This window comes from Microbacterium sp. 22303 (genome assembly GCF_052045265.1).
Lineage (GTDB): Bacteria > Actinomycetota > Actinomycetes > Actinomycetales > Microbacteriaceae > Microbacterium.
In genome coordinates this window covers 210,759-229,364 of the sequence record NZ_JBQEOQ010000003.1, presented here as the reverse complement: position 1 = coordinate 229,364, position 18,606 = coordinate 210,759, and the positions used below count along the sequence as shown (strand labels likewise).

Sequence of the window (18,606 nt, the reverse complement as noted above, 5' to 3'; positions counted from 1 at the left end):
GCGGCCGAGGGCTCTTCGAACCTTCTTCCCCTACCCGCACCGAGAGAAGGAACCATGAAACGAGTGCCCCTCGCGATCGCCGCGGCCGTGGCCGCAGTTCTCGCCCTCACCAGCTGCTCCGGTGGCGCAGGCGCCACGCAGGCGAGCGATGGCGCCGCCGCGTCCGCGCCCGACGACCTCAACATCGGCAACTTCCTGGACGTCACGTCCTGGGATCCGTCCCTCGCCGACATCGGCTTCGACGGGCCGTACCTCTCCGCCGTCTACGACACCCTGGTCGCCCTGGACAAGGACGGCAAGCCGATCCCCTCGTTCGCCACGAAATGGACGGTCTCGGACGACGACAAGACCATCGACTTCGACCTCCGCACCGACGCGAAGTTCTCGGACGGTGAGAAGGTCGACGCGGAGGCAGTCGTCAAGAGCCTCGAGTATCTCAAGGCGGGCGCGCGCTCCGGTGAGGCGTACACGAACGTCTCCACGATCACCGCCAAGGACGACCGCACGGTCGAGGTCGCCCTCACCCAGCGTGACGACACGATCCTGTACCTGATGGGCCTCGGCCGCAGCTACATCATGTCGCCGAAGTCGATCGCCGCGGGATCCCTCGGCAAGGAGCCGATCGGATCCGGGCCCTACGTGCTCGACAGCGCGAAGAGCGTCGCGGGCAGCGAGTATCACTTCACCAAGGTGAAGGACCACTGGGACGCCAAGACCTACGCGTTCTCGAATCTCGCGATCTTCCCGATCCAGGACGCGACGGCCCGGCACAACGCGATGCTCAGCGGTCAGATCAACCTCGAGTACGGCGACGTCGCCAACCAGGCGCAGGCGGATCAGCAGGGCTGGAACACCGCCGATCGCGTGTCCGGCTGGGCCGGGCTCGTCATCACCGACCACACCGGCGCCAAGAGCAAGCCGCTCGGCAGCGTCGAGGTGCGCCAGGCGCTGAACTACGCTTTCGACGGCGCGGCGATCCTCAAGGCCGTGGGCAACGGCGCGGGCGTCGCGACGAATCAGGTCTTCCCCGACGGCGGCGACGTCAACGACCCGTCCCTCAACAAGACCTACGCCTACGACGTCTCCAAGGCGAAGGACCTCCTCGCCAAGGGCGGCTACCCGAACGGCTTCGAGATCTCGATGCCGATGTCGCCGATCTTCGAGATGTGGAAGCCTTCCGCCGAGCAGGCACTGACGGCGATCGGCGTCAAGGTGACCTGGGACAACATGCAGATGCCCGATTACCAGACGAACGCGCCGAACTACCCGATGTTCATCTCCTTCTTGGCCATGGACGGGAATGACGTCGCGACCGTGCAGCGGCAGGTCACGAGCAAGCAGTGGTTCAACCCGAACCCCGACTACGCGAGCAACACGGTGATCGCCCCGCTCGTGAAGAAGGTGCAGGAGTCCAAGGGCGCCGACCAGACGGCCGCGATCAAGGAGCTCGACAAGGCTCTCGTCGACCAGGCGTGGTGGTCCGTCTGGTACCAGGCGAAGAACACCTTCTACAGCGTCCAGGGCATCAAGGTTCAGCCGATCGTCGGCATGATGTTCCCGACCCTGCGCTCCATCACCAAGGGCTGATGCCCCGGGGATCCGGACCTGCCCGGGTCCGGATCCCCGCACCGACTCCTCCATCCCGAGAGGCCCTCATGCTCCTGTTCACCGCGAAGCGGCTGCTGTCCGGCATCGTGCTGCTCGTGGTCGTCTCCGTCGCGACGTTCTTCCTCGCGCACCTGGCGATCAAGGATCCGACCGCCGCGCTCCTGGGCACCACCGCGAGCCCCGCGCAGCAGGCCGCGCTGGCGGCGAAGATCGGCATCGACCGTCCGCTGCTCGTGCAGTTCTGGGACTGGTTCTCGCACCTCGTCACCGGCGACTTCGGATCCTCCTGGCGCAACTTCCAGCCCGTGGGCGCCCAGCTCGCGATCAAGGTCCCGGTCACCCTCTCCGTGGTGACCTTCGCGACGCTCATCACCGCCGTGCTCGGCATCGCCTTCGGCATGATCACCGGCCTGCGCCCTGGCACGTGGTTCGACCGGATCCTCAAGGCCATCTCGGTCGTGCTGTTCGCGCTGCCCGGCTTCTGGGTCAGCCTGGTCCTCGTCCTGTGGTTCGCGGTGCAGCTGAAGTGGTTCCCTGCGGTCGGCTACGTGCAGCCGTCCCAGTCCGTGGACGGATGGATCCGCTCGCTCACGCTCCCCGCGATCTCGCTCGCGCTCGGCGGCGTGGTCGCCGTCTCGGAGCAGCTGCGCAACGCCGTGATCGCGCAGAGCCGTCAGGACTGGGTGCGCACCCTGCGCAGTCGCGGTCTGTCGCCGGCCAGGGTGAACCTGCACATCCTCCGCAACGCCTCACCGGCTGCGCTCACCGTCATCGCCCTCATGTTCGTCGGCCTGCTCAGCGGCGCCATCGTGGTGGAGCAGATCTTCAGCCTCCCCGGCATCGGGCAGCTGACCAATCAGTCCTCGCAGAACGGCGACATCCCGATGCTCCTCGGCATCACCGTGGTGTCGATCGTCTTCGTCGTGATCATCAACCTCCTGCTCGACCTCGTGCTCGGCTGGATCAACCCGAAGGTGCGCGTCGCATGACCACCACCGACATCCGCGTCGCGTTCGACCGCGCCAGGCAGCGCCGCCGCTCCGGCCTGTTCCGCCGGTTCCTCCGTCACCCCGGCGGGTACATCCCGCTCGGGATCTTCGTCCTCATCGTGCTCGTGGGCGTCTTCGCCCCGCTGCTCGCCCCGATGGATCCGAACTTCGTCGACCTCGCCGCCGCCAAGGCGCCGCCGTCCGCAGCCCACCTGCTCGGCGCCGACTCGACCGGGCGCGACATCCTCAGCCGGCTCATCTACGGGACGCGCGTCACGATCTGGGGCGCGCTCATCACGATCGTGACCGCGGTCGTGATCGGCGTCCCCTCCGGCGTCGCCGCGGGGTACTTCCGCGGGCCGTTCGACCGGATCGCGATGTGGGTCAGCGACGCGCTGCAGTCGATCCCGGGCATGATCATCCTGCTCGTGGTCGCCGCGGGCAGCCGCAACAACTTCGAGCTGCTCATGGTCACGGTCGGCGTGTTCATGGTGCCGGGCTACTTCCGCATCGCCCGGTCGCAGACGATGACCGTGCGCGAGGAGCCGTACATCGATGCGGCGCGGGTGTCGGGCCTCTCCGATGCCCGGATCATCTCCCGGCACGTCGTCACCGCCGTCTACCCGCCCGTCATCATCCAGACGGCGCTCACCGCCGGCATGGCGATGGGCATGCAGGCCGGGTTGCAGTTCCTCGGCATCGGAGACTCGAACGTGCCCAGCTGGGGCGCGATGATGCTCGAGGGCTTCCGCCTCATGCTCACCTATCCGCTCATGCTGCTGTGGCCCTCGGTCGCGCTCGGCCTGACGATCGCGGTGCTCGCGATCATGGGTTCCACCCTCGCCGAACTGGCCCAGGTGCGCACCCCGCGGTTGCGCCGCCGCCGCGCTACGGCGATGGACGCCGCGGCCGCCGCCACTCCCGCGACGGGTACCGTGCGGCACGGGGTGGAGGGATCCGCACTGCGCGTGGAGAACCTGCGGGTGAGCCATGCCACACCGAACGGCGTCGTCGAGGTGGTGCACGGCGTCACGCTCGACGTCGCCCCCGGGGAGGTCGTCGGCATCGTCGGCGAGTCCGGATCCGGCAAGTCGCAGACGGTGTTCTCGGTGCTCGACCTGCTGCCCGCCAGCGGCGCGAGCACGGCCGACGCGATCCGCATCGCCGGGCACGACGTCGCCGCCGCGACGCCGAAGCAGCGCCAGGCCCTGCTCGGCCGCGAGCTCGGCTATGTGCCGCAGGAGCCGATGAGCAACCTCGACCCGTCGTACACGATCGGCCACCAGCTCGTGGAGCCGCTGCGCCGCGTGCACGGCATGAGCGCCGCTGATGCGAAGGCCAGGGCGCGCGAGGTGCTGCTGCGGGTGGGGCTGGCGGATCCGGACCGGGTCCTGCGCAGCTATCCGCACCAGGTCTCGGGCGGCATGGCGCAGCGCGTGCTCATCGCCGGCGCGATCTCGGGCCGGCCGTCGATCCTCATCGCCGACGAGCCCACCACCGCGCTCGATGTCACCGTGCAGGCCGAGGTGCTCGAACTGCTGCGCGAGCTGCAGCAGGAGTACGGCATGGCACTGCTCATCGTCACGCACAACTTCGGCGTCGTCGCCGACATCTGCGACCGCGTGATCGTGATGCGCGGCGGCGAGATCGTGGAGCAGGGTGACGTGGATCCGCTGTTCGCGCACCCGCAGCAGCCCTACACGCGGGAGCTCATCGCGGCATCGCTCGACGACGCCCTGGGGCGAGCGGAGCTCGACGCGTCGGACCCCGCGGCCGGCGCCACGACGGACACGACGGAGGTGCGCGCATGACCGCGCTGCTCGAGGTGCAGGATCTGGTCGTCGAGTACGGCCGTGGCCGGTCGGCGTTCCGCGCGCTGCACGGCGTCTCGATCGACGTCGCGCCCGGGGAGTGCATGGGTCTCGTCGGCGAATCCGGATCCGGCAAGTCCACGCTCGGCAAGGCGATCCTCGGCCTCGCACCCGTGACCGGCGGGAGCATCCGCTTCGACGGCAGGGACATCACGTCCCTCGGCCGCGCGGAGCGACGCGCGCTCGCCGCCGACGTGCAGGTCGTGTTCCAGGATCCGTACGGATCCCTGAACCCGGCGATGACCATCGGCGACATCCTGTCCGAGCCGCTGCTGACCAGCGGACTGGGCGGATCCGAGGCGCGGGCGCGCGTACGGGAGATGCTCGACCGGGTGCGCCTGCTCGAGACCGCGATGGACCGCTATCCGAGCGAGTTCTCCGGCGGTCAGCGTCAGCGCATCGCCATCGCCCGGGCTCTCGTGCGCCGCCCCCGCCTGATCGTGTGCGACGAGCCCGTCAGCGCGCTCGACCTCACCACGCAGGCGACGATCCTGGACCTCTTCATCGAGCTGCAGCGCGACACGGGCGTCTCCTACCTGTTCGTCTCGCACGACCTCGGCGTCGTGCGCCGGGTGTGCCACCGCGTCGCGGTGATGTACCACGGCGAGATCGTCGAGACCGGGGCGGGGGAGCAGATCACCCGCTCGCCGCGGCACCCCTATGCCGAGCGCCTGCGGTTGGCCTCCCCGGTCGCCGACCCAGTGAAGCAGAGGACGCGCCGTGCCGAATGGCTGGCGCTGCGCGAGGCCGCGGATGCCCCGATACGGTAGCAGGCAGCGATTCCGCACGTCCGCACCCCGGTGCGCGCCGCCGGCGGACGCCACGTCGGAAGGAACCCATGCCGAAGATCATCGATCACGATCAGCGTCGTCGGGAGATCGTCGAGGTCGCCAAGGGGATCATCCTCAAGGGCGGGTTCGAGGCGGCGACCATGCGCAGCATCGCCGCCGAGGCGGGCTTCGCGAACGGTGCCCTGAAGCACTACTTCCCTGGCAAGGAGAGCATCGTCGCGGCGACGTTCGAGACGATCCTCGCGCAGATCTCCGAGGGTGTGCAGGAGGCCGGATCCGCCCCGGACGGTGCGGAGGCGGCGCTGCGCAGCTTCCTGGAGGCGACGATCCCGCGAGATCCCGAGCAGATCGCCGCCGGACGGGTGCTGCTCGCGCTCTGGGAGTACGCGATGTCGAACGAGCAGCTCGCAGAGCTGTACCGGAGCCATCTGCGCTCTTGGCGCGCATCGCTCGTGGAGCGGATGGAGGCGGCCCGCGACGAGGGCGCGATCCGCGACCAGGACTTCGCGCCCCTGGCGAACGAGTACATCTCTTCCGCCGTGGGAGCGACCGTGATCAACCTCATGTACCCCGACGGCGATCGCATCGCCGACTATCAGGCCTACATCGACCAGTTCCTCGCGCGGCTGCGCTGACCCTGCTCCGGGCGGCCTCCACGCGTCATCGAGAGGAGGGCGCCCGATGACCGGCGCACCCAGGATCGCCCTGTCCGTCGTCCGCTCGGAGGGTGCCGGCCGACCGGCCCTGTTCCTGCACGGCCTCGCCTCGCGCGCCCGGCTCGACTGGCCCTGCGCCGCATGGGAGCCTGCCCTCGCGGATCGACCGGCTCTGCTCGTGGACCTGCCGGCGCACGGCGACAGTCCTGCGGCCGGCGTGCTCTCCACGTCACGCGTGGTCGACCTGCTCGCGCAGACTGTCGCGTCGATCGCCTCGGGGGAGGAGATCGACGTCGTCGGCTACTCCCTGGGCGCGCGTCTCGCGTGGGCGCTCGCCGGGCACCCCGAGGTCGCGGTGCACCGTCTCGCACTGGGCGGACTCAGCCCGTGGGAGCCGTTCACGATGGTCGACCTGCCCGCCGCCCGAGCCGCGCTCGCCGGAGGGCCGGCGCCGGCGGATCCGATCACCGGCATGATCCTGGGTATGGCTGCGCTCCCCGGGAACCGCCCCGAGGAGCTGCTCGATCTCATCGAGGGGCTCGCGTCGGAGCCGTTCGACCCGGCCGTCGCCGCGCCGACGCAGCCCGTGCTGCTGCTCGGCGGGACCGAGGACCCGATGTCGGAGGGCATCGACAGGCTCGCCGCCGCCGTGGCGGGCTCCCGCGTCGTGCGGGTGCCGGGCGACCACCTCGCGGCGCTGCACGCTCCCGAGTTCCGCACCGCCGTCGTGGAGTTCCTCGCCGAGGACTGAGCCCGGCGCGGTCCCCGAAGCTCCCCTGGACACCCCTGTCCATTATTTCCTACAATTGTAGAAACATGAAAGGCATGTACATGACCACCACTCCCGACGCCGCGCGGATCCTGGACATCGCGACGGGCTACATGGCCTCGAAGCAGCTCTTCGAGGCCAGCCGGATCGGCCTGTTCCCGGCGATCTCGAATGGCGCCGACACGGTCCCCGCCATCGCCGAGCGCACCGGCGCGAGTGAGCGCATCGTGCGCATCCTCGCCGACGCGATGACGGGCAAGGGGCTGCTGACGCGTACCGAAGGCCGCTATGCGCTCGAGCCGGACGCGGCCGCTTACCTGGCCGGAGACGCCTCGGCCGTGGACCTCGCGCCGTTCCTCACCTTCCTCGGCGAGATCAGCTACCCGCACTGGCTGCAGTTCGCGCACACCGTCGACACGACCGAGCCCGGCGACCTGCAGATGGACGACGCCCGCTGGGGGACCTTCATGGCCGGCGTCATGACCTACAACGCCCTGCACACGCAGGAGTTCGGCCGCCTCGTCGACCTCTCCGCCGCGACGAACGCGCTGGACTTCGGCGGCCTGTCGGCGGGCTTCGCGCTCGAGGCGATGCGGCGCAACCCGGGCCTGCGCACCACCTTCCTCTACGCGCCCGGGTTCGAGGGCGGCATCGCCGAGGCCGTCGAGGCGGCGGGCGTGGCGGACCGCGCCACGGTCGAGGTCGGCGACACGGCGGGCGCGCAGCCGCAGGGCGCCTACGATGCGGTGCTCGCGAACCACGTGATTCACCGGTTCTCGGCCGAGGAGAACGCGCAGATCTTCCGCAACCTCAGGGCCGCAGCGGTGCCCGGCGCCACCCTCACCGTGCTCGACTTCTTCCTCGACGACGACGCGCAGCAGCGCGGCATCGACGCGCTGCATGCGGGGGAGTACCTCGTGATCGACGGCACGGTCGTCTACCCCGAGGCGCAGGTCCGCGGCTGGCTGGCCGACGCGGGCTGGGAGGTGCGCGAGAAGATCGCCCTCCCCGCAAGCCCGCGGGTGCTCATCGCCACGGCGGTGTGAGAGCGGCGCGGCCTCGCGCGGCTCCTGTTCCGGGCGAGGCCGCGCGTCAGGATCCGGCTCTCGCGGACGGGACCGGATCCTCGGGCGGGCGACGAGCGGACACGTCGCCCGCCCCGTTCATCCACACGGCTCCGTGGCGAGCGTGAGGCGGCGAGCGGTGTGGTGGTCGCTCGCGCGCCCGCACTACGCCTGTGCGAACACCGTCCTGCCGTCGACGATGGTCCGCGCGATGCCGACATCGCCGAACGGACGACCTGGCGCGGCGGGGTCCTCGTCCAGGACCGTGATGTCCGCGACCTTGCCGACCTCGAGCGATCCCTTCCAGGCTGAGGCGCCGTCCTGGCGCGCCGGATCGATGGTCACGCGCCGGAGCAGCTGCTCGCGGATGCCCGCGTCGTCGCGGCCGAGCAGCGCGAGCGAGGCGTCCAGGCCGATGCGCCAGTCCGGCGTCGCGATCGGCGCGTCGCTCGTGATCGTGGTCAGCGCCCCCGAGGCGATCATGTGGCTCAGCGGCCAGGCGGCGGCGATACGGGCCGCGCCGAGCTGTGCGCCCGCCCAGTCCCGGGTGTGCTCCGCGATGAGCGGCTGCACGGCGAAGCCGGCGCCGACGGCGCCCATGCGCTCGATCTGAGCAGGGGTCGCGAGGTCGGCGTGCACGACGTAGTGCGGTGCGGCGGCGGCCCTGGGATGCGCCTCGAGCACCCGCAGGAACTCCTCGATCGACCGGTCGCCCGTGGCGTGCACCGCGACCTGCTCGCCCCGTTCGACGGCGAGGCCGATCATGCGCCGGTACGCGTGCAGCGCTCCCTCGGCGCCCTGGGGCAGCAGTCCGCCCGACGTGCCGTCGGGGTAGGGCTCGCTGACCCAGGCGGTCGTCATCGGAGGGATCCCGTCGGCGAAGATCTTGACCCCGGTGACGGCGAGCCAGTGCGGATCCGTCTCGGGTTTCGGCGCGCGGATCCCCTGCTCGAAGGCCGCGAGGTCGGCCGAGCCGTCCAGTTCCCCGAACAGACGCAGCAGCGTGACACGGGCGGTCTGGACGCCGGCGCGATGAAGCTCGAGGTAGGTGTCCATCATCGCGGTGCCGAAGCACCCGGTCTCGCCGGCGTCCTCACCGGGGCCGATCCCGGGTTCGGTGTAACTCGTGATGCCGAGTTCGGCGAGCAGACGCCAGGCGTTGCGCAGCGCGGCTCGGCGCTCGACGGCGGTGCGTATGAGCGTGCCAGAGGGCTGCTCGTGCGGTGAGGCGTCGGAGAAGAACAGGTGCGGCCAGCGCGCGCCGAGCCAGGCGGCATGCAGGTGCGCGTCGTTCACGCCGGGGATGGCGGTGCGGCCGTCGAGATCGACGGTTTCGGTCGCGTGGAGCCCGAGCGCCTCCGCGCCCAGGGCGATGATGCGGCCCGCTCGAACCGCGAGGGCGTCGGTCGTCGACCCGCCCGGATCGAGCGTGCGGATCCGTCCGCCGCGCAGGAGGAGGTCGGCCTCATCGCCGAGGTGATTCGCGTTCATTATTCCACCAGTGTAGACGAAAGGTGGGAGGGTGTGCGGCGTTGGATGGACCAAGGTGGGCTCCGTGTCCAGGCGCGGGTTCCGGGCTCTTTGCGTTCCCGTGCGCGGACATGTCGGCGCTCGCCTTGAGCGGCAGGGAAAGAACCGCGATTCTTGCACCCCGGATCGGCCGGGCGCGCGTCCTGCGTCCGCCTACCCTGGATAGGGGCGGATCCGCCCCTCCCGATCCCGCGCCACTGACCCCTGGCGCATCTGCTTGCAAGGACGCTGATGAACGACTTCGCCGCGCGCCGCGACGACTGGAAGGCCAGAGAAGAACTCGCAGAGCGGATGATCCCGCTGATCGGCGGGCTGAACCGCGATCGTGACGTGGTGACGTCGCTGCACGGACACCGCCTGCTCGGCCTGTCCACCACGGAGATTCTCGAGGTGCACGAGCGCGTCGCCGCGCTCGGTCATGACGAGCTCGCCCTGGAGGACACCCTCGCCGTGCTCGAGGCGCTGCGCGAGATCTCGCCCTCCGCCGCATCGCTCGACCTCGGCCGCCTCAGCGAGAGCGTGCAGGGCGACGTCGCAGGGCTGACCGAGCGCCTCCGCGTCGAGCTCGCGCCGGCCCTCGGCGAGGCCTCGCCCGCCGAGCCCACCGACGTGGTGCTGTACGGCTTCGGCCGCATCGGGCGTCTGCTCGCCCGCATCCTCATCGCGCACACCGGCGGCGGCAGCGGGCTGCGCCTGCGGGCCATCGTCGTGCGCAAGGGCGCCGAGAACGACCTGGTCAAGCGCGCGTCGCTGCTGCTGCGCGACTCCGTGCACGGCCGCTTCGAGGGCTCCGTCGACGTCGACGAGGAGAACTCGCAGCTCATCGCCAACGGCACCCGGATCCAGGTCATCTACTCGAACGACCCCGCGACGATCGACTACACCGCGTACGGCATCCGCGACGCGATCGTCGTCGACAACACCGGCCGCTGGCGCGATGAGGCCGGCCTCAGCCGTCACCTCGAGTCCACTGGCGTCGCCCGGGTGCTGCTCACCGCCCCGGGCAAGGGCGATCTCAAGAACATCGTGCACGGCATCAACCACGACACCATCGCCGACGCCGATCGGATCCTGTCCGCCGCGTCCTGCACCACGAACGCGATCACGCCGGTGCTCAAGGCGGTCGACGAGGCGTACGGCATCGTCCGCGGCCACGTCGAGACGGTGCACTCGTTCACGAACGACCAGAACCTCATCGACAACTTCCACTCCGGAGACCGCCGCGGCCGCTCCGCCGTGCTGAACATGGTCATCACCGAGACCGGAGCCGCGAAGGCCGTCGCCCGGGCTCTGCCGGAACTCGCGGGCAAGCTGACCGGATCCGCGATCCGCGTGCCCACGCCCGATGTGTCGCTCGCGGTGCTGCACCTCACCCTGGAGTGTCCGGCCGAGAAGGCGGAGATCAACGACTACCTGCGCCGCGTGTCGCTGCACTCGAAGCTGCGCCAGCAGATCGACTACGTCGAGTCGCCCGAGGTCGTCTCGACCGACTTCGTCGGCTCGCACCGGGCGGGCATCGTCGACGGCGTCGCGACCATCGCGAACGGCACCGACGTGATCCTTTACGTCTGGTACGACAACGAGTTCGGCTACTCGAGCCAGGTCATCCGCGTGCTCGAGGTCATGGCTGGTTCGCACCCGATCGTGTTGCCGGTGCGCCGCGAGGTCACGCTGCAGGGCTGAGCGAGTTCGAAGTTCGGGGCGCGTTCCGCGGGATCCAGTCCCCGGAGCGCGCCCCGAATCGTGTGCGGCCGCTCCTGTGCAGCGCTTCCTCGGTCTCGTCTTGGAACGGGTGTGGTGCAATCCTGAGGACAGGAGGCCCGCATGATCGATGCCCGGCCGCGTCTGCTCTATGTGGAGGATGACGCGGACATCGCCGAGATGACACTCGAGGTGCTCGGCGAGACCTACGCCGTCGACCACGTGACCGACGGCGCCGTCGCGCTGCGCCGGGCGCTCGACGAGCGCTACGACGTCATGCTCGTCGATCGCCGCCTTCCCGGCATGGACGGGGCGCGCCTGGTGGAGGCGGTCCGCACCGCGCGGATCACCACGCCCGTGCTCATGCTGACTGCGCTGGGCGCCGTTCCGGATCGCGTGGAGGGGCTGGACGCGGGCGCCAACGACTACCTCACCAAGCCCTTCGACTTCGAGGAGCTGCTGGCGCGGCTGCGCGCGCTGCGCCGCGGCTTCCAGGCGGAGGGCCGTCGGCGGGCGATCGGCGCGTGGACGTTCATCCCCGACTCCTGGGTGCTGCATTCGCCCACCGGCGCGCGCGTGTCGCTGACCGCCACGGAGGCTGCGCTGCTCGAGGTCCTCTCTGCGAGTCCGGAGCGGGTGTTCAGTCGCGAGGAGATCCTGCGCGGGGTGTTCTCCTCGGCGGACGGCGTCGGGACCGTCGACACCTACGTGCACTACATCCGGCGCAAGTCCACGCCGGAGATGATCGACACCGTGCGCGGGCGCGGCTACCGGGCGGGGGATCCGGGATGATCCTGTGCGCCCGGCGACGGGGGACGACGTCGTGAGCGGATCCGCCGATCGCGATCGGGTGCGCCGCTCAGCCCGGCAGATCGGGGTGTGGACGGGCGTCGCCTCGGCGATCGTGATCGCCGCCGGGGTCGGACTACTCATCGCGGTGATCCTCGCGACCTCGCGGCCGCAGGGAGACGACCGCGTCACGGCGGGGCCCCGGCCTGGCGGCTTCGACATCGGAAACCCCGATCACGTCGTCGTGGATGTCGACCGGGTGCTGCCATGGGTGGTCGTGCTGGGCATCGCGGGAGTGGCGCTGCTCGGGCTCATCGCGTGGTTCACGGCCCGGCGGGCGGTCGCCCCGCTGGAGGTGGCGCTGCAGGCGCAGCGCGACTTCGTGGCCGACGCCAGCCATGAACTGCGCACCCCGCTCACGGCGCTGTCCAGCCGCGTCCAGATCCTGCAGCGCCGTGTGGCCCGCGGTGAAGACATCGGCGATGCCCTCGACCGGCTGCGCGGTGACACGGCGGCGATGGACGACATCCTCACCGAGCTCCTTCTGGCAGCGCAATCCGACCAGGGGCCTGTCTTGGCGGCGGTGTCGGATGCCGCCGCCGCGGTGCACGGCGCCGTCGACCTGATCCGGCCGATCGCGGAGAGCGCGGACGTGACGCTGCAGGCGGCGGTCCCGGCGGGGCTGTCCGTCGCCGTGCCCGAGGTCACCCTGACCCGTCTGTGCACGGCTCTGCTCGACAATGCCGTGCAGCACGCGCCGTCGGGTTCGTCGGTGGCGCTCTCGGCGGGAGCCGGCAGCAGCGCGGGCCGAGGTTTCGCGGAGTTCCGAGTCGCCGACCGCGGTCCCGGCATCAGGGCCGAGGACCGGGAGCGGATCTTCACGCGGTTCGCCCGTGGTCCCGAGACCGGAAGGCGGCGCGGATTCGGGCTCGGCCTCGCGCTGGTCCGCGACATGGCGACGCGTTACGGCGGGTCTGTCGAGATCGAGGAGACCTCGGACGCGGGCACCACATTCCTGCTGCGACTGCCCCTCGCGCTCAGCTGAGGAGCGCCGTCTCCGCGGGGACCGCGGCGACCTCCACCCCGTGCGCCCAGCGGCGGATGCGACCGTCCGCCGCGATCAGCATCCCGGAGCAGTCGGGGGCGGCGCGCAGCCAGGTGAGGTCGTCGAAGCCCGCGACCACTGCAACCGTCGCCCAGGCGTCGGCGTCGCTCAGGTGCTCGGCGATCACGGTCGCCGTGGGGGCATCGCGCACGGCGTATCCCGTGCGGGGATCGACGATGTGCGCCCCGCGCTCGGCCGGCCCGGAGGTCGCGACGGCGCCCTCCCGCAACGGCACCTGTGCCCGCACGGCGCCGGGGCGGAGCGGATCCGCGATGCCGACGGTCCAGACCCAGTCCGCACCGGGCGCCGTGACCAGCTGCATGTCGCCGCCCGCGGAGAGCCCCGCCGCGAGGACGCCGTCCTCGGCCAGCAGCGGGGCGAGGTGCCGGAAGGCCGCTCGCTCGACGGCCCAGCCCTTGACGTACCCGGTCGGGTCGAACCAGCCGTGCCGGTTCGCGTCGAACCGCCCTCCGCTGGCCGACGCGAGGCGGACGCAGGCCTCCGACACCTCGAGGATCCGCGGATCCGCATCCTCGGGACGCAACGAGCCCGCGCGCAGCAGCGAGATCTGCGAGTCGGCGCGGAACGGGGAGAACAGCGCGTCGATCTCGTGCAGCTCGTCCATCGCCGCCGACTGCGCGGCGGCGATCCGTGCGGCGACGTCCGGGGCGGGGGAAGAGGAGGCGGTGAGCACATGTGCGCTCGCGACGGTACCCATGAGCTCCGCGGTGACGACGTGGCGCCGAGGTCCGGCCGCGCGCGCGTGCTCGGAAGACGGCGGCTGCACGGGCCGTGCCACGGCGCTCATGCCTTCGCCTGGTCGATCGCGCTCTGCAGCGACTGGGTGTAGCCGTCCGAGGTGAACGTGGCGCCCGAGACCATGTCGATCTGCGCTGACTGGGCGCTCTTGGTCTCCGAGACGAGGATCGGGATCGCCTGCGCGTTGATCTCCTCGTCACGGCGTTCGGTGTTGGGGTACTGCGGCACCGACACGTCGGTGATCTGCCCTCCGGACACCGTGATCGCGACCTGCACGGCGCCGTAACGGGTATCGGCGGCCTGGCCGGTGAACGTGCCGTCCTTGAGACCGGTCGGGGTCGTGGCGGATCCGGATCCCGAGGTCGTGGAGGAGGACGATCCGGAGGAGCTGCCGGACGCCGACGCCGACGAGCCGGACGACGCCCCGGAGGACGTGCTGCCCGAGGTCGTCCCGGTGGCGGATCCGGCCGTGCTCTTCGCCGTGCCGGCAGTGCCGCTCGCGGCCGGGGCGACCGCCTCCAGGGAGGTGCGGTAGCTGAACAGCAGGACCAGCCCGGTCAGCGTGGCGAGGACGGCGTAGACGATCTTCTTCATGATTCTCTCGCTCTCGGATCCGTCATCCGCCGCTCAGACGGCGAAGGCCTCACTGTGGATGCGTTCGGCGGGGACGCCGGCGGCGCGCAGGTCGCGGCGGATGCTTTGCATCCACGGGACGGGCCCGCACAGGTACACGTCGTACAGGGACAGGTCTCCGGCGATGCGCTGCAGCAGCTGCGCACCGTCCCACTCGGCGTGCGTGGCGGGCACCCAGCACGTGCCCGTCTCGGCACGGCGCCCGTGCAGCGTGTAGTGCACGAGCCCGCGGGAGACGGCGAGACGGTCGATCTCCGCGCGGCGCAGTGCGTGGGAGGCGGAGTGGTCGCGGGTGACGAGGATCGCCTCGCCAGGCGCGTACGGCTCGGACTCGAGCAGGGCGACGAGGGGCGCGACGCCCGCTCCGGCGCCGAGCATGAGCAGGCGTGATCCGCTCCGGCGCTCGCCGGTCATGTGGCCGTAGGGGCCTTCCACCATGACCCGCGTGCCCGGACGCAGCTCGGCCAGCCGGTCGGTGCCGTCGCCGACGCGGCGGGCCGAGATGACCAGCTCGTCGCCGGCCGGATCCGCCGCGAGGGAGAACGGGTGACCGCGGGTCCAGCCCGGTCCGTCCACGAAGCGCCAGATGAAGAACTGGCCGGCGCGCGCTCCGAGTCGATGCACGTCGCGACCGGCCACGCGGACCGACACCCCGTCCTGGCCGTCGGGCGACACGGCGACCACGCGCAGTCCGTGCCGGGCGCTGCGGATCAGCGGCACCGCGACCCGGAACCACAGCACGCACGCGGCGGTGCACGCCCACAGCGCCCACCAGTAGAACGTCGCGCCGGCAGAGGCGGTGAAGTCCGCGCCGGTCCACAGCATGTGCGGGATCGCGAGGGCGACGCCGAGGTAGCCGTACAGGTGCAGCAGATGCCAGGACTCGTAGCGCAGCCGGCGGCGCGCTCGGCGGATCGATGTGACGACGACGAGGATCAGCAGTCCCGTGCCGGCCGTCGCGAGCAGCATGCCGGGGTAGTCCCAGACGAAGTCCCAGGCCTGTATGAGCACGTCGGTGTGCGACGTGATCGCGTACCCGGCGGTGATGAGAACCAGGTGCGCCAGCAGCAGCCAGAACGACCAGAACCCGACGTGGCGGTGCAGCCGGGTGATCCCGTCCCGCCCGAAGCCGCGCTCGAACACGGGCACGCGGGCCATCAGCAGCACCTGGTACAGCAGCAGGTTCGCCGAGACGAGACCGGTGAGCCGTCCGAGTGTGGTCAGGGTGCCGCCGTCGAAAGCCAGCAGGGACTGGATGCCGGCGCCACTCACCCAGAGCGCGAGCACGAACAGGCTCGTCGCCCAGATCAGCGTCACCGCGGCCATCCGCCAGAGCGCCGGGCGCAGCCGGCGGGCCGGCGCAGCGACGAACCGCGGGACCGGAGTGAGGGTGGTGAGCGTTGCCATGGCACCATCGTCGGCGCGGGTTTGACAGAGAAGCCCAAGAATCGGTCGTCTTGAGCATCGTCATAGGGAACTCATCGGATCCGAACGGATCCGCGCCCGCGCCGCGGTGTCCGCACCCCGTGCGCGGCGCTGTCCGCGGCACCCGGCCGATGTCGGGACCGCACGGCATGATGGGTCCATGACGGCTCTTCTGAGCGAACGGCTCCGTTCGCACCGGCTCACCGCCCCTGCGCGCACCCCGGTCGCCGCCGCCCGGCACATGCTCGCCGTGCAGGGCCAGGAATTCATCGCCGGCCGTTGGGCGCTCGGCATCCGATCGTCCGGCGCGCCGACGCTCGCCGCCGTCGACGCCGCGTTCGACCGTGGCGAGCTCGTGCGCACCCACACCATGCGGGGCACACTGCACGTGATCCCCGCCGAAGACCTGCGCTGGGTGCTGTCGGTGACCGGCGAGCGCCAGCTCCGCCAGGACGCGACCCGCCAGCGCCAGCTCGGCATCGACGACGCCCTCATCGCCCGCGTCGAGGCGGCGTTCCGCGAGCGCCTGACCGACGGCGGGCGCACCAGGGCGCAGCTGTTCGACGACCTCGCGGAGATCGGCATCGATCCGGCGGGTCAGCGCGGCGTGCACCTCATCTACGCGCTCAACGTGCGCGGCATCCTGGTGCAGGGGCCCGTGGTGCACCGCGACGACGCGGTCTCCCGTGAGCAGCTGTTCATGCTGGCGGAGGAATGGATCCCAGAGACGACGCCGCCCGCCGATCCGCTCGCGGAGCTCTTCGTGCGCTACGTCGGAGGACACGGTCCTGCGACGGTCGATGACTTCGCATGGTGGTCGGGACTGCCGATCACCGTGGCGCGCGAGGCGGCGGAGCGGGGGCGCCCCCGCGTGACGGAGCAGGCAGAGGGCGTGTTCCTCGGTGTGGCCCGCCCGCGTCGCGCCGCGGGGGCGGACGATGCCGGGGCCCTCGCTCTGCCGATGTTCGACGAGTACTACATCTCGTACGCCGATCGCTCGCCCGTGGCATCGGCGCGGAGCATGGCGTCGATCGGCCCCGGCAAGAACGGCATGGTGCGCGCGAGCCTGCTCGCCGGCGGACGCATCGCCGGTGCCTGGTCGCATTCCGCCGCCGTCGGCCGGCACCGCGACCATCCGATCCCAGAGCTCTTCGAGGGGGAGCCGGCGCCGGATCCGGCCGCCGTCACCGCAGCCTTGCGCCGCTACGCCGACTTCGTCTCGGTGCACTGAGACGGAGCGCTGAAGGGCGCGCGGGTCGGAACGGCGCGTATCCGGATCCGGGGGCTGGTCCTGTGAACCCGTCACGAATCGCAGATACTGTCACGAATCGCCGACGGATCCGCAAGATTCGTCGGCGAAACGGGACAATCTCGGCGAAACGGGACACGCACGCACCCGCCACAGGCGACGCACGCGGCGCAACGGCCGGACGCGCACCTACTGGGCGGCGTGGCGGTCCAGGAAGGAGTACACCTCGTTGTCGTCGACGCCGGGGAACGCGCCGCGGGGAAGCGGCGAGAACATGTGGGTGTGCACGCGGGCGCTCGGCCAGGCCTTGTTGTTCCAGCGCTCTGCGATTCCGGCCGGAGGGCGGCGGCAGCACGCCTCGTCGGGGCAGGTCGACTGCGCGCGATCGGTGGTCTCCCGCCCGCGCCACCAGCGGGCGTCGTCGAACGGCACGCCGACCGTGATCGAGAAGCCGCCGCCGTCCGTGGAGCCCGTCTGCGTCGAGCACCAGAAGGTTCCGGAGGGGGTGTCCGTGTACTGGTAGTGCTCCGTGGTGCGATTGCGCTGGCTGAAGGCGGCGCGCGCCGAGAACTTGCGGCACACCGTGAGACCCTCGACGGATCCGGTCACGTCCATCGGCAGCGGCAGGTCGTCGTTCTCGTACACACGGGTGAGTGCGCCCGACTCGTCCACGCGCAGGAAGTGCAGCCGCATGTCGAGATGCTTGGTCATGAGGTTGGTCATCCGCATGCCGGCGGCCTCGTGGGTCACGCCGAACGCGTCGCGGAAGTCCTCGACGGCGAGGTTGCGGTCCTTCTTCGCCTGCTGCAGGAAGGCGACGCCCGCGGTCTCGGGGATGAGGCAGCACGCGGCGAAGTAGTTGATCTCCACCCGCTGCTGCAGGAAGTCGGCGTAGTCGGTCGGGGGAGTGTGCCCGAGCAGGCGGTGCGCCATCGCCTGCAGCGCCATCGAGCGCAGGCCGTGGCCGCCGGGGATCGATGCCGGCGGGAGGTAGATCCGCCCGTGCTCAAGATCCGTGACCGAGCGCGTGGAGTGCGGCAGGTCGTCGACGTACAGCAGCTCGAACCCGAGCTGCTCGGCCATGATGCTCACGGTGCGGTGCGTGAGAGCTCCCGAGGAGTGCCCTGCCGCCTTCAGCTGCTTCTCGGCGAGCGCCTCGATCTCGGGAAGGTGGTTGTCCAGCGCGCGCATCTTCAGGCGCAGCTCGGTGTTGGCCCGCCGCGCCTCCTCCGGCGTGGCGATCGCCTCGCGCTCACGGCGATGCAGCTCGCGGTGCAGGCCCAGGATCGACTCGATCGTCTCGTCGGGCATGCCCTTGCTCACCCGCACCGGGGCGATCCCGAGCTGACGGAACACCGAGCTGGACTGCGCGCGGTCGAGTTCGATCTCCAGCGCAGCGCGCCGGTTCGGCGGCTCGCCGGAGATGAGGTCGCTCACCTCGGTGCCGGTCGCGTCGGCGATGGCCTGCAGCAGCGAGAGCTTCGGCTCCCGCTTGCCGTTCTCGATGAGGCTGAGCTGGGAGCCTGCGACACCGACGGCGGCGCCGAGCTCGTCCAGGGTCATGCCGCTACGCGTGCGGTGGTGTCGGATGCGATGTCCGAGGGTGGTGAGCTCGAGTCCGGAGGCCATGGAATTGATCCTAGCGAAAGAATCAATGTTCTTGAAGC

General features: G+C 70.8%; 16 protein-coding genes. 11 read left to right on the top strand and 5 right to left on the bottom strand.

The window, feature by feature from the left end; all coding sequences use genetic code 11:
* The first annotated feature begins 54 nt into the window (after positions 1-54).
* From ACTJI8_RS10580 to ACTJI8_RS10550, 7 genes are all read left to right on the top strand, one after another.
* A complete protein-coding gene (locus ACTJI8_RS10580; RefSeq protein ID WP_440733398.1) occupies positions 55-1,587 on the top strand; it encodes an ABC transporter substrate-binding protein in 1,533 nt (510 codons plus the stop codon).
* Positions 1,588-1,655: 68 nt separating this feature from the next.
* Entirely contained in the window at positions 1,656-2,597 is a 942-nt protein-coding gene (locus ACTJI8_RS10575; protein ID WP_440733397.1) for an ABC transporter permease, read from the top strand.
* Complete coding sequence (locus ACTJI8_RS10570; RefSeq protein WP_440733396.1) at positions 2,594-4,408, top strand: dipeptide/oligopeptide/nickel ABC transporter permease/ATP-binding protein; 1,815 nt, start codon at positions 2,594-2,596, stop codon at positions 4,406-4,408. Before ACTJI8_RS10575 ends, ACTJI8_RS10570 begins: the two co-directional genes overlap by 4 nt.
* Entirely contained in the window at positions 4,405-5,238 is an 834-nt protein-coding gene (locus ACTJI8_RS10565) for an ATP-binding cassette domain-containing protein (protein WP_440733395.1), read from the top strand. Before ACTJI8_RS10570 ends, ACTJI8_RS10565 begins: the two co-directional genes overlap by 4 nt.
* 68 nt (positions 5,239-5,306) lie before the next feature.
* The gene (locus ACTJI8_RS10560; RefSeq protein ID WP_440733394.1) at positions 5,307-5,894 is read left to right on the top strand and encodes a TetR/AcrR family transcriptional regulator; all 588 of its coding nucleotides are present in this window, start codon (positions 5,307-5,309) and stop codon (positions 5,892-5,894) included.
* Between the two features lie 46 nt (positions 5,895-5,940).
* Positions 5,941-6,666, top strand: coding sequence for an alpha/beta fold hydrolase (locus tag ACTJI8_RS10555; protein ID WP_440733393.1), 726 nt, complete (start codon positions 5,941-5,943; stop codon positions 6,664-6,666).
* Between the two features lie 80 nt (positions 6,667-6,746).
* Positions 6,747-7,730: a methyltransferase family protein gene (locus ACTJI8_RS10550; protein ID WP_440733392.1), complete on the top strand. Its 984-nt coding sequence runs from the start codon at positions 6,747-6,749 to the stop codon at positions 7,728-7,730.
* A gap of 183 nt (positions 7,731-7,913) precedes the next feature.
* On the opposite strand, the gene ACTJI8_RS10545 is transcribed toward ACTJI8_RS10550, so the two are convergent.
* Positions 7,914-9,239: an amidohydrolase gene (locus tag ACTJI8_RS10545; RefSeq protein ID WP_440733391.1), complete on the bottom strand. Its 1,326-nt coding sequence runs from the start codon at positions 9,237-9,239 to the stop codon at positions 7,914-7,916.
* Between the two features lie 270 nt (positions 9,240-9,509).
* Between ACTJI8_RS10545 and ACTJI8_RS10540 the strand changes: the two genes are divergently transcribed.
* The 3 genes from ACTJI8_RS10540 (at position 9,510) to ACTJI8_RS10530 (ending at position 12,813) form a co-directional block, all read left to right on the top strand.
* Positions 9,510-10,961, top strand: a complete 1,452-nt coding sequence (locus ACTJI8_RS10540; protein ID WP_440733390.1) for a glyceraldehyde-3-phosphate dehydrogenase — start codon at positions 9,510-9,512, stop codon at positions 10,959-10,961.
* A gap of 141 nt (positions 10,962-11,102) precedes the next feature.
* Complete coding sequence (locus ACTJI8_RS10535; protein ID WP_440733389.1) at positions 11,103-11,771, top strand: response regulator transcription factor; 669 nt, start codon at positions 11,103-11,105, stop codon at positions 11,769-11,771.
* A gap of 31 nt (positions 11,772-11,802) precedes the next feature.
* The gene (locus ACTJI8_RS10530; RefSeq protein ID WP_440733388.1) at positions 11,803-12,813 is read left to right on the top strand and encodes a sensor histidine kinase; all 1,011 of its coding nucleotides are present in this window, start codon (positions 11,803-11,805) and stop codon (positions 12,811-12,813) included.
* Here ACTJI8_RS10530 and ACTJI8_RS10525 read toward each other — a convergent pair.
* The 3 genes from ACTJI8_RS10525 to ACTJI8_RS10515 are packed head-to-tail and all read right to left on the bottom strand — an operon-like array spanning position 12,806 to position 15,672.
* On the bottom strand, positions 12,806-13,681 hold the full coding sequence (locus tag ACTJI8_RS10525) for an FAD:protein FMN transferase (protein WP_440733387.1): 876 nt from the start codon (positions 13,679-13,681) through the stop codon (positions 12,806-12,808). The genes ACTJI8_RS10530 and ACTJI8_RS10525 overlap by 8 nt on opposite strands.
* Positions 13,678-14,226, bottom strand: coding sequence for an FMN-binding protein (locus tag ACTJI8_RS10520; protein WP_440733386.1), 549 nt, complete (start codon positions 14,224-14,226; stop codon positions 13,678-13,680). Before ACTJI8_RS10520 ends, ACTJI8_RS10525 begins: the two co-directional genes overlap by 4 nt.
* Before the next feature lie 33 nt (positions 14,227-14,259).
* Positions 14,260-15,672, bottom strand: coding sequence for a ferredoxin reductase family protein (locus ACTJI8_RS10515; protein WP_440733385.1), 1,413 nt, complete (start codon positions 15,670-15,672; stop codon positions 14,260-14,262).
* Between the two features lie 178 nt (positions 15,673-15,850).
* On the opposite strand from ACTJI8_RS10515, the gene ACTJI8_RS10510 reads away from it, so the two are divergent.
* Positions 15,851-16,921, top strand: coding sequence for a winged helix DNA-binding domain-containing protein (locus ACTJI8_RS10510; protein ID WP_440733384.1), 1,071 nt, complete (start codon positions 15,851-15,853; stop codon positions 16,919-16,921).
* 207 nt (positions 16,922-17,128) lie between these two features.
* On the opposite strand, the gene ACTJI8_RS10505 is transcribed toward ACTJI8_RS10510, so the two are convergent.
* A complete protein-coding gene (locus ACTJI8_RS10505) occupies positions 17,129-18,568 on the bottom strand; it encodes a helix-turn-helix domain-containing protein (RefSeq protein ID WP_440733383.1) in 1,440 nt (479 codons plus the stop codon).
* Between the last annotated feature and the right edge of the window lie 38 nt (positions 18,569-18,606).

Bases quoted from the DNA above. Each gene is read 5' to 3' on its own strand.
- ACTJI8_RS10580 (WP_440733398.1), top strand. From the start codon at position 55: ATGAAACGAGTGCCCCTCGCGATCGCCGCGGCCGTGGCCGCAGTTCTC.
- ACTJI8_RS10575 (WP_440733397.1), top strand. From the start codon at position 1,656: ATGCTCCTGTTCACCGCGAAGCGGCTGCTGTCCGGCATCGTGCTGCTC.
- ACTJI8_RS10570 (WP_440733396.1), top strand. From the start codon at position 2,594: ATGACCACCACCGACATCCGCGTCGCGTTCGACCGCGCCAGGCAGCGC.
- ACTJI8_RS10565 (WP_440733395.1), top strand. From the start codon at position 4,405: ATGACCGCGCTGCTCGAGGTGCAGGATCTGGTCGTCGAGTACGGCCGT.
- ACTJI8_RS10560 (WP_440733394.1), top strand. From the start codon at position 5,307: ATGCCGAAGATCATCGATCACGATCAGCGTCGTCGGGAGATCGTCGAG.
- ACTJI8_RS10555 (WP_440733393.1), top strand. From the start codon at position 5,941: ATGACCGGCGCACCCAGGATCGCCCTGTCCGTCGTCCGCTCGGAGGGT.
- ACTJI8_RS10550 (WP_440733392.1), top strand. From the start codon at position 6,747: ATGACCACCACTCCCGACGCCGCGCGGATCCTGGACATCGCGACGGGC.
- ACTJI8_RS10545 (WP_440733391.1), bottom strand. From the start codon at position 9,239: ATGAACGCGAATCACCTCGGCGATGAGGCCGACCTCCTCCTGCGCGGC.
- ACTJI8_RS10540 (WP_440733390.1), top strand. From the start codon at position 9,510: ATGAACGACTTCGCCGCGCGCCGCGACGACTGGAAGGCCAGAGAAGAA.
- ACTJI8_RS10535 (WP_440733389.1), top strand. From the start codon at position 11,103: ATGATCGATGCCCGGCCGCGTCTGCTCTATGTGGAGGATGACGCGGAC.
- ACTJI8_RS10525 (WP_440733387.1), bottom strand. From the start codon at position 13,681: ATGAGCGCCGTGGCACGGCCCGTGCAGCCGCCGTCTTCCGAGCACGCG.
- ACTJI8_RS10520 (WP_440733386.1), bottom strand. From the start codon at position 14,226: ATGAAGAAGATCGTCTACGCCGTCCTCGCCACGCTGACCGGGCTGGTC.
- ACTJI8_RS10515 (WP_440733385.1), bottom strand. From the start codon at position 15,672: ATGGCAACGCTCACCACCCTCACTCCGGTCCCGCGGTTCGTCGCTGCG.
- ACTJI8_RS10510 (WP_440733384.1), top strand. From the start codon at position 15,851: ATGACGGCTCTTCTGAGCGAACGGCTCCGTTCGCACCGGCTCACCGCC.
- ACTJI8_RS10505 (WP_440733383.1), bottom strand. From the start codon at position 18,568: ATGGCCTCCGGACTCGAGCTCACCACCCTCGGACATCGCATCCGACAC.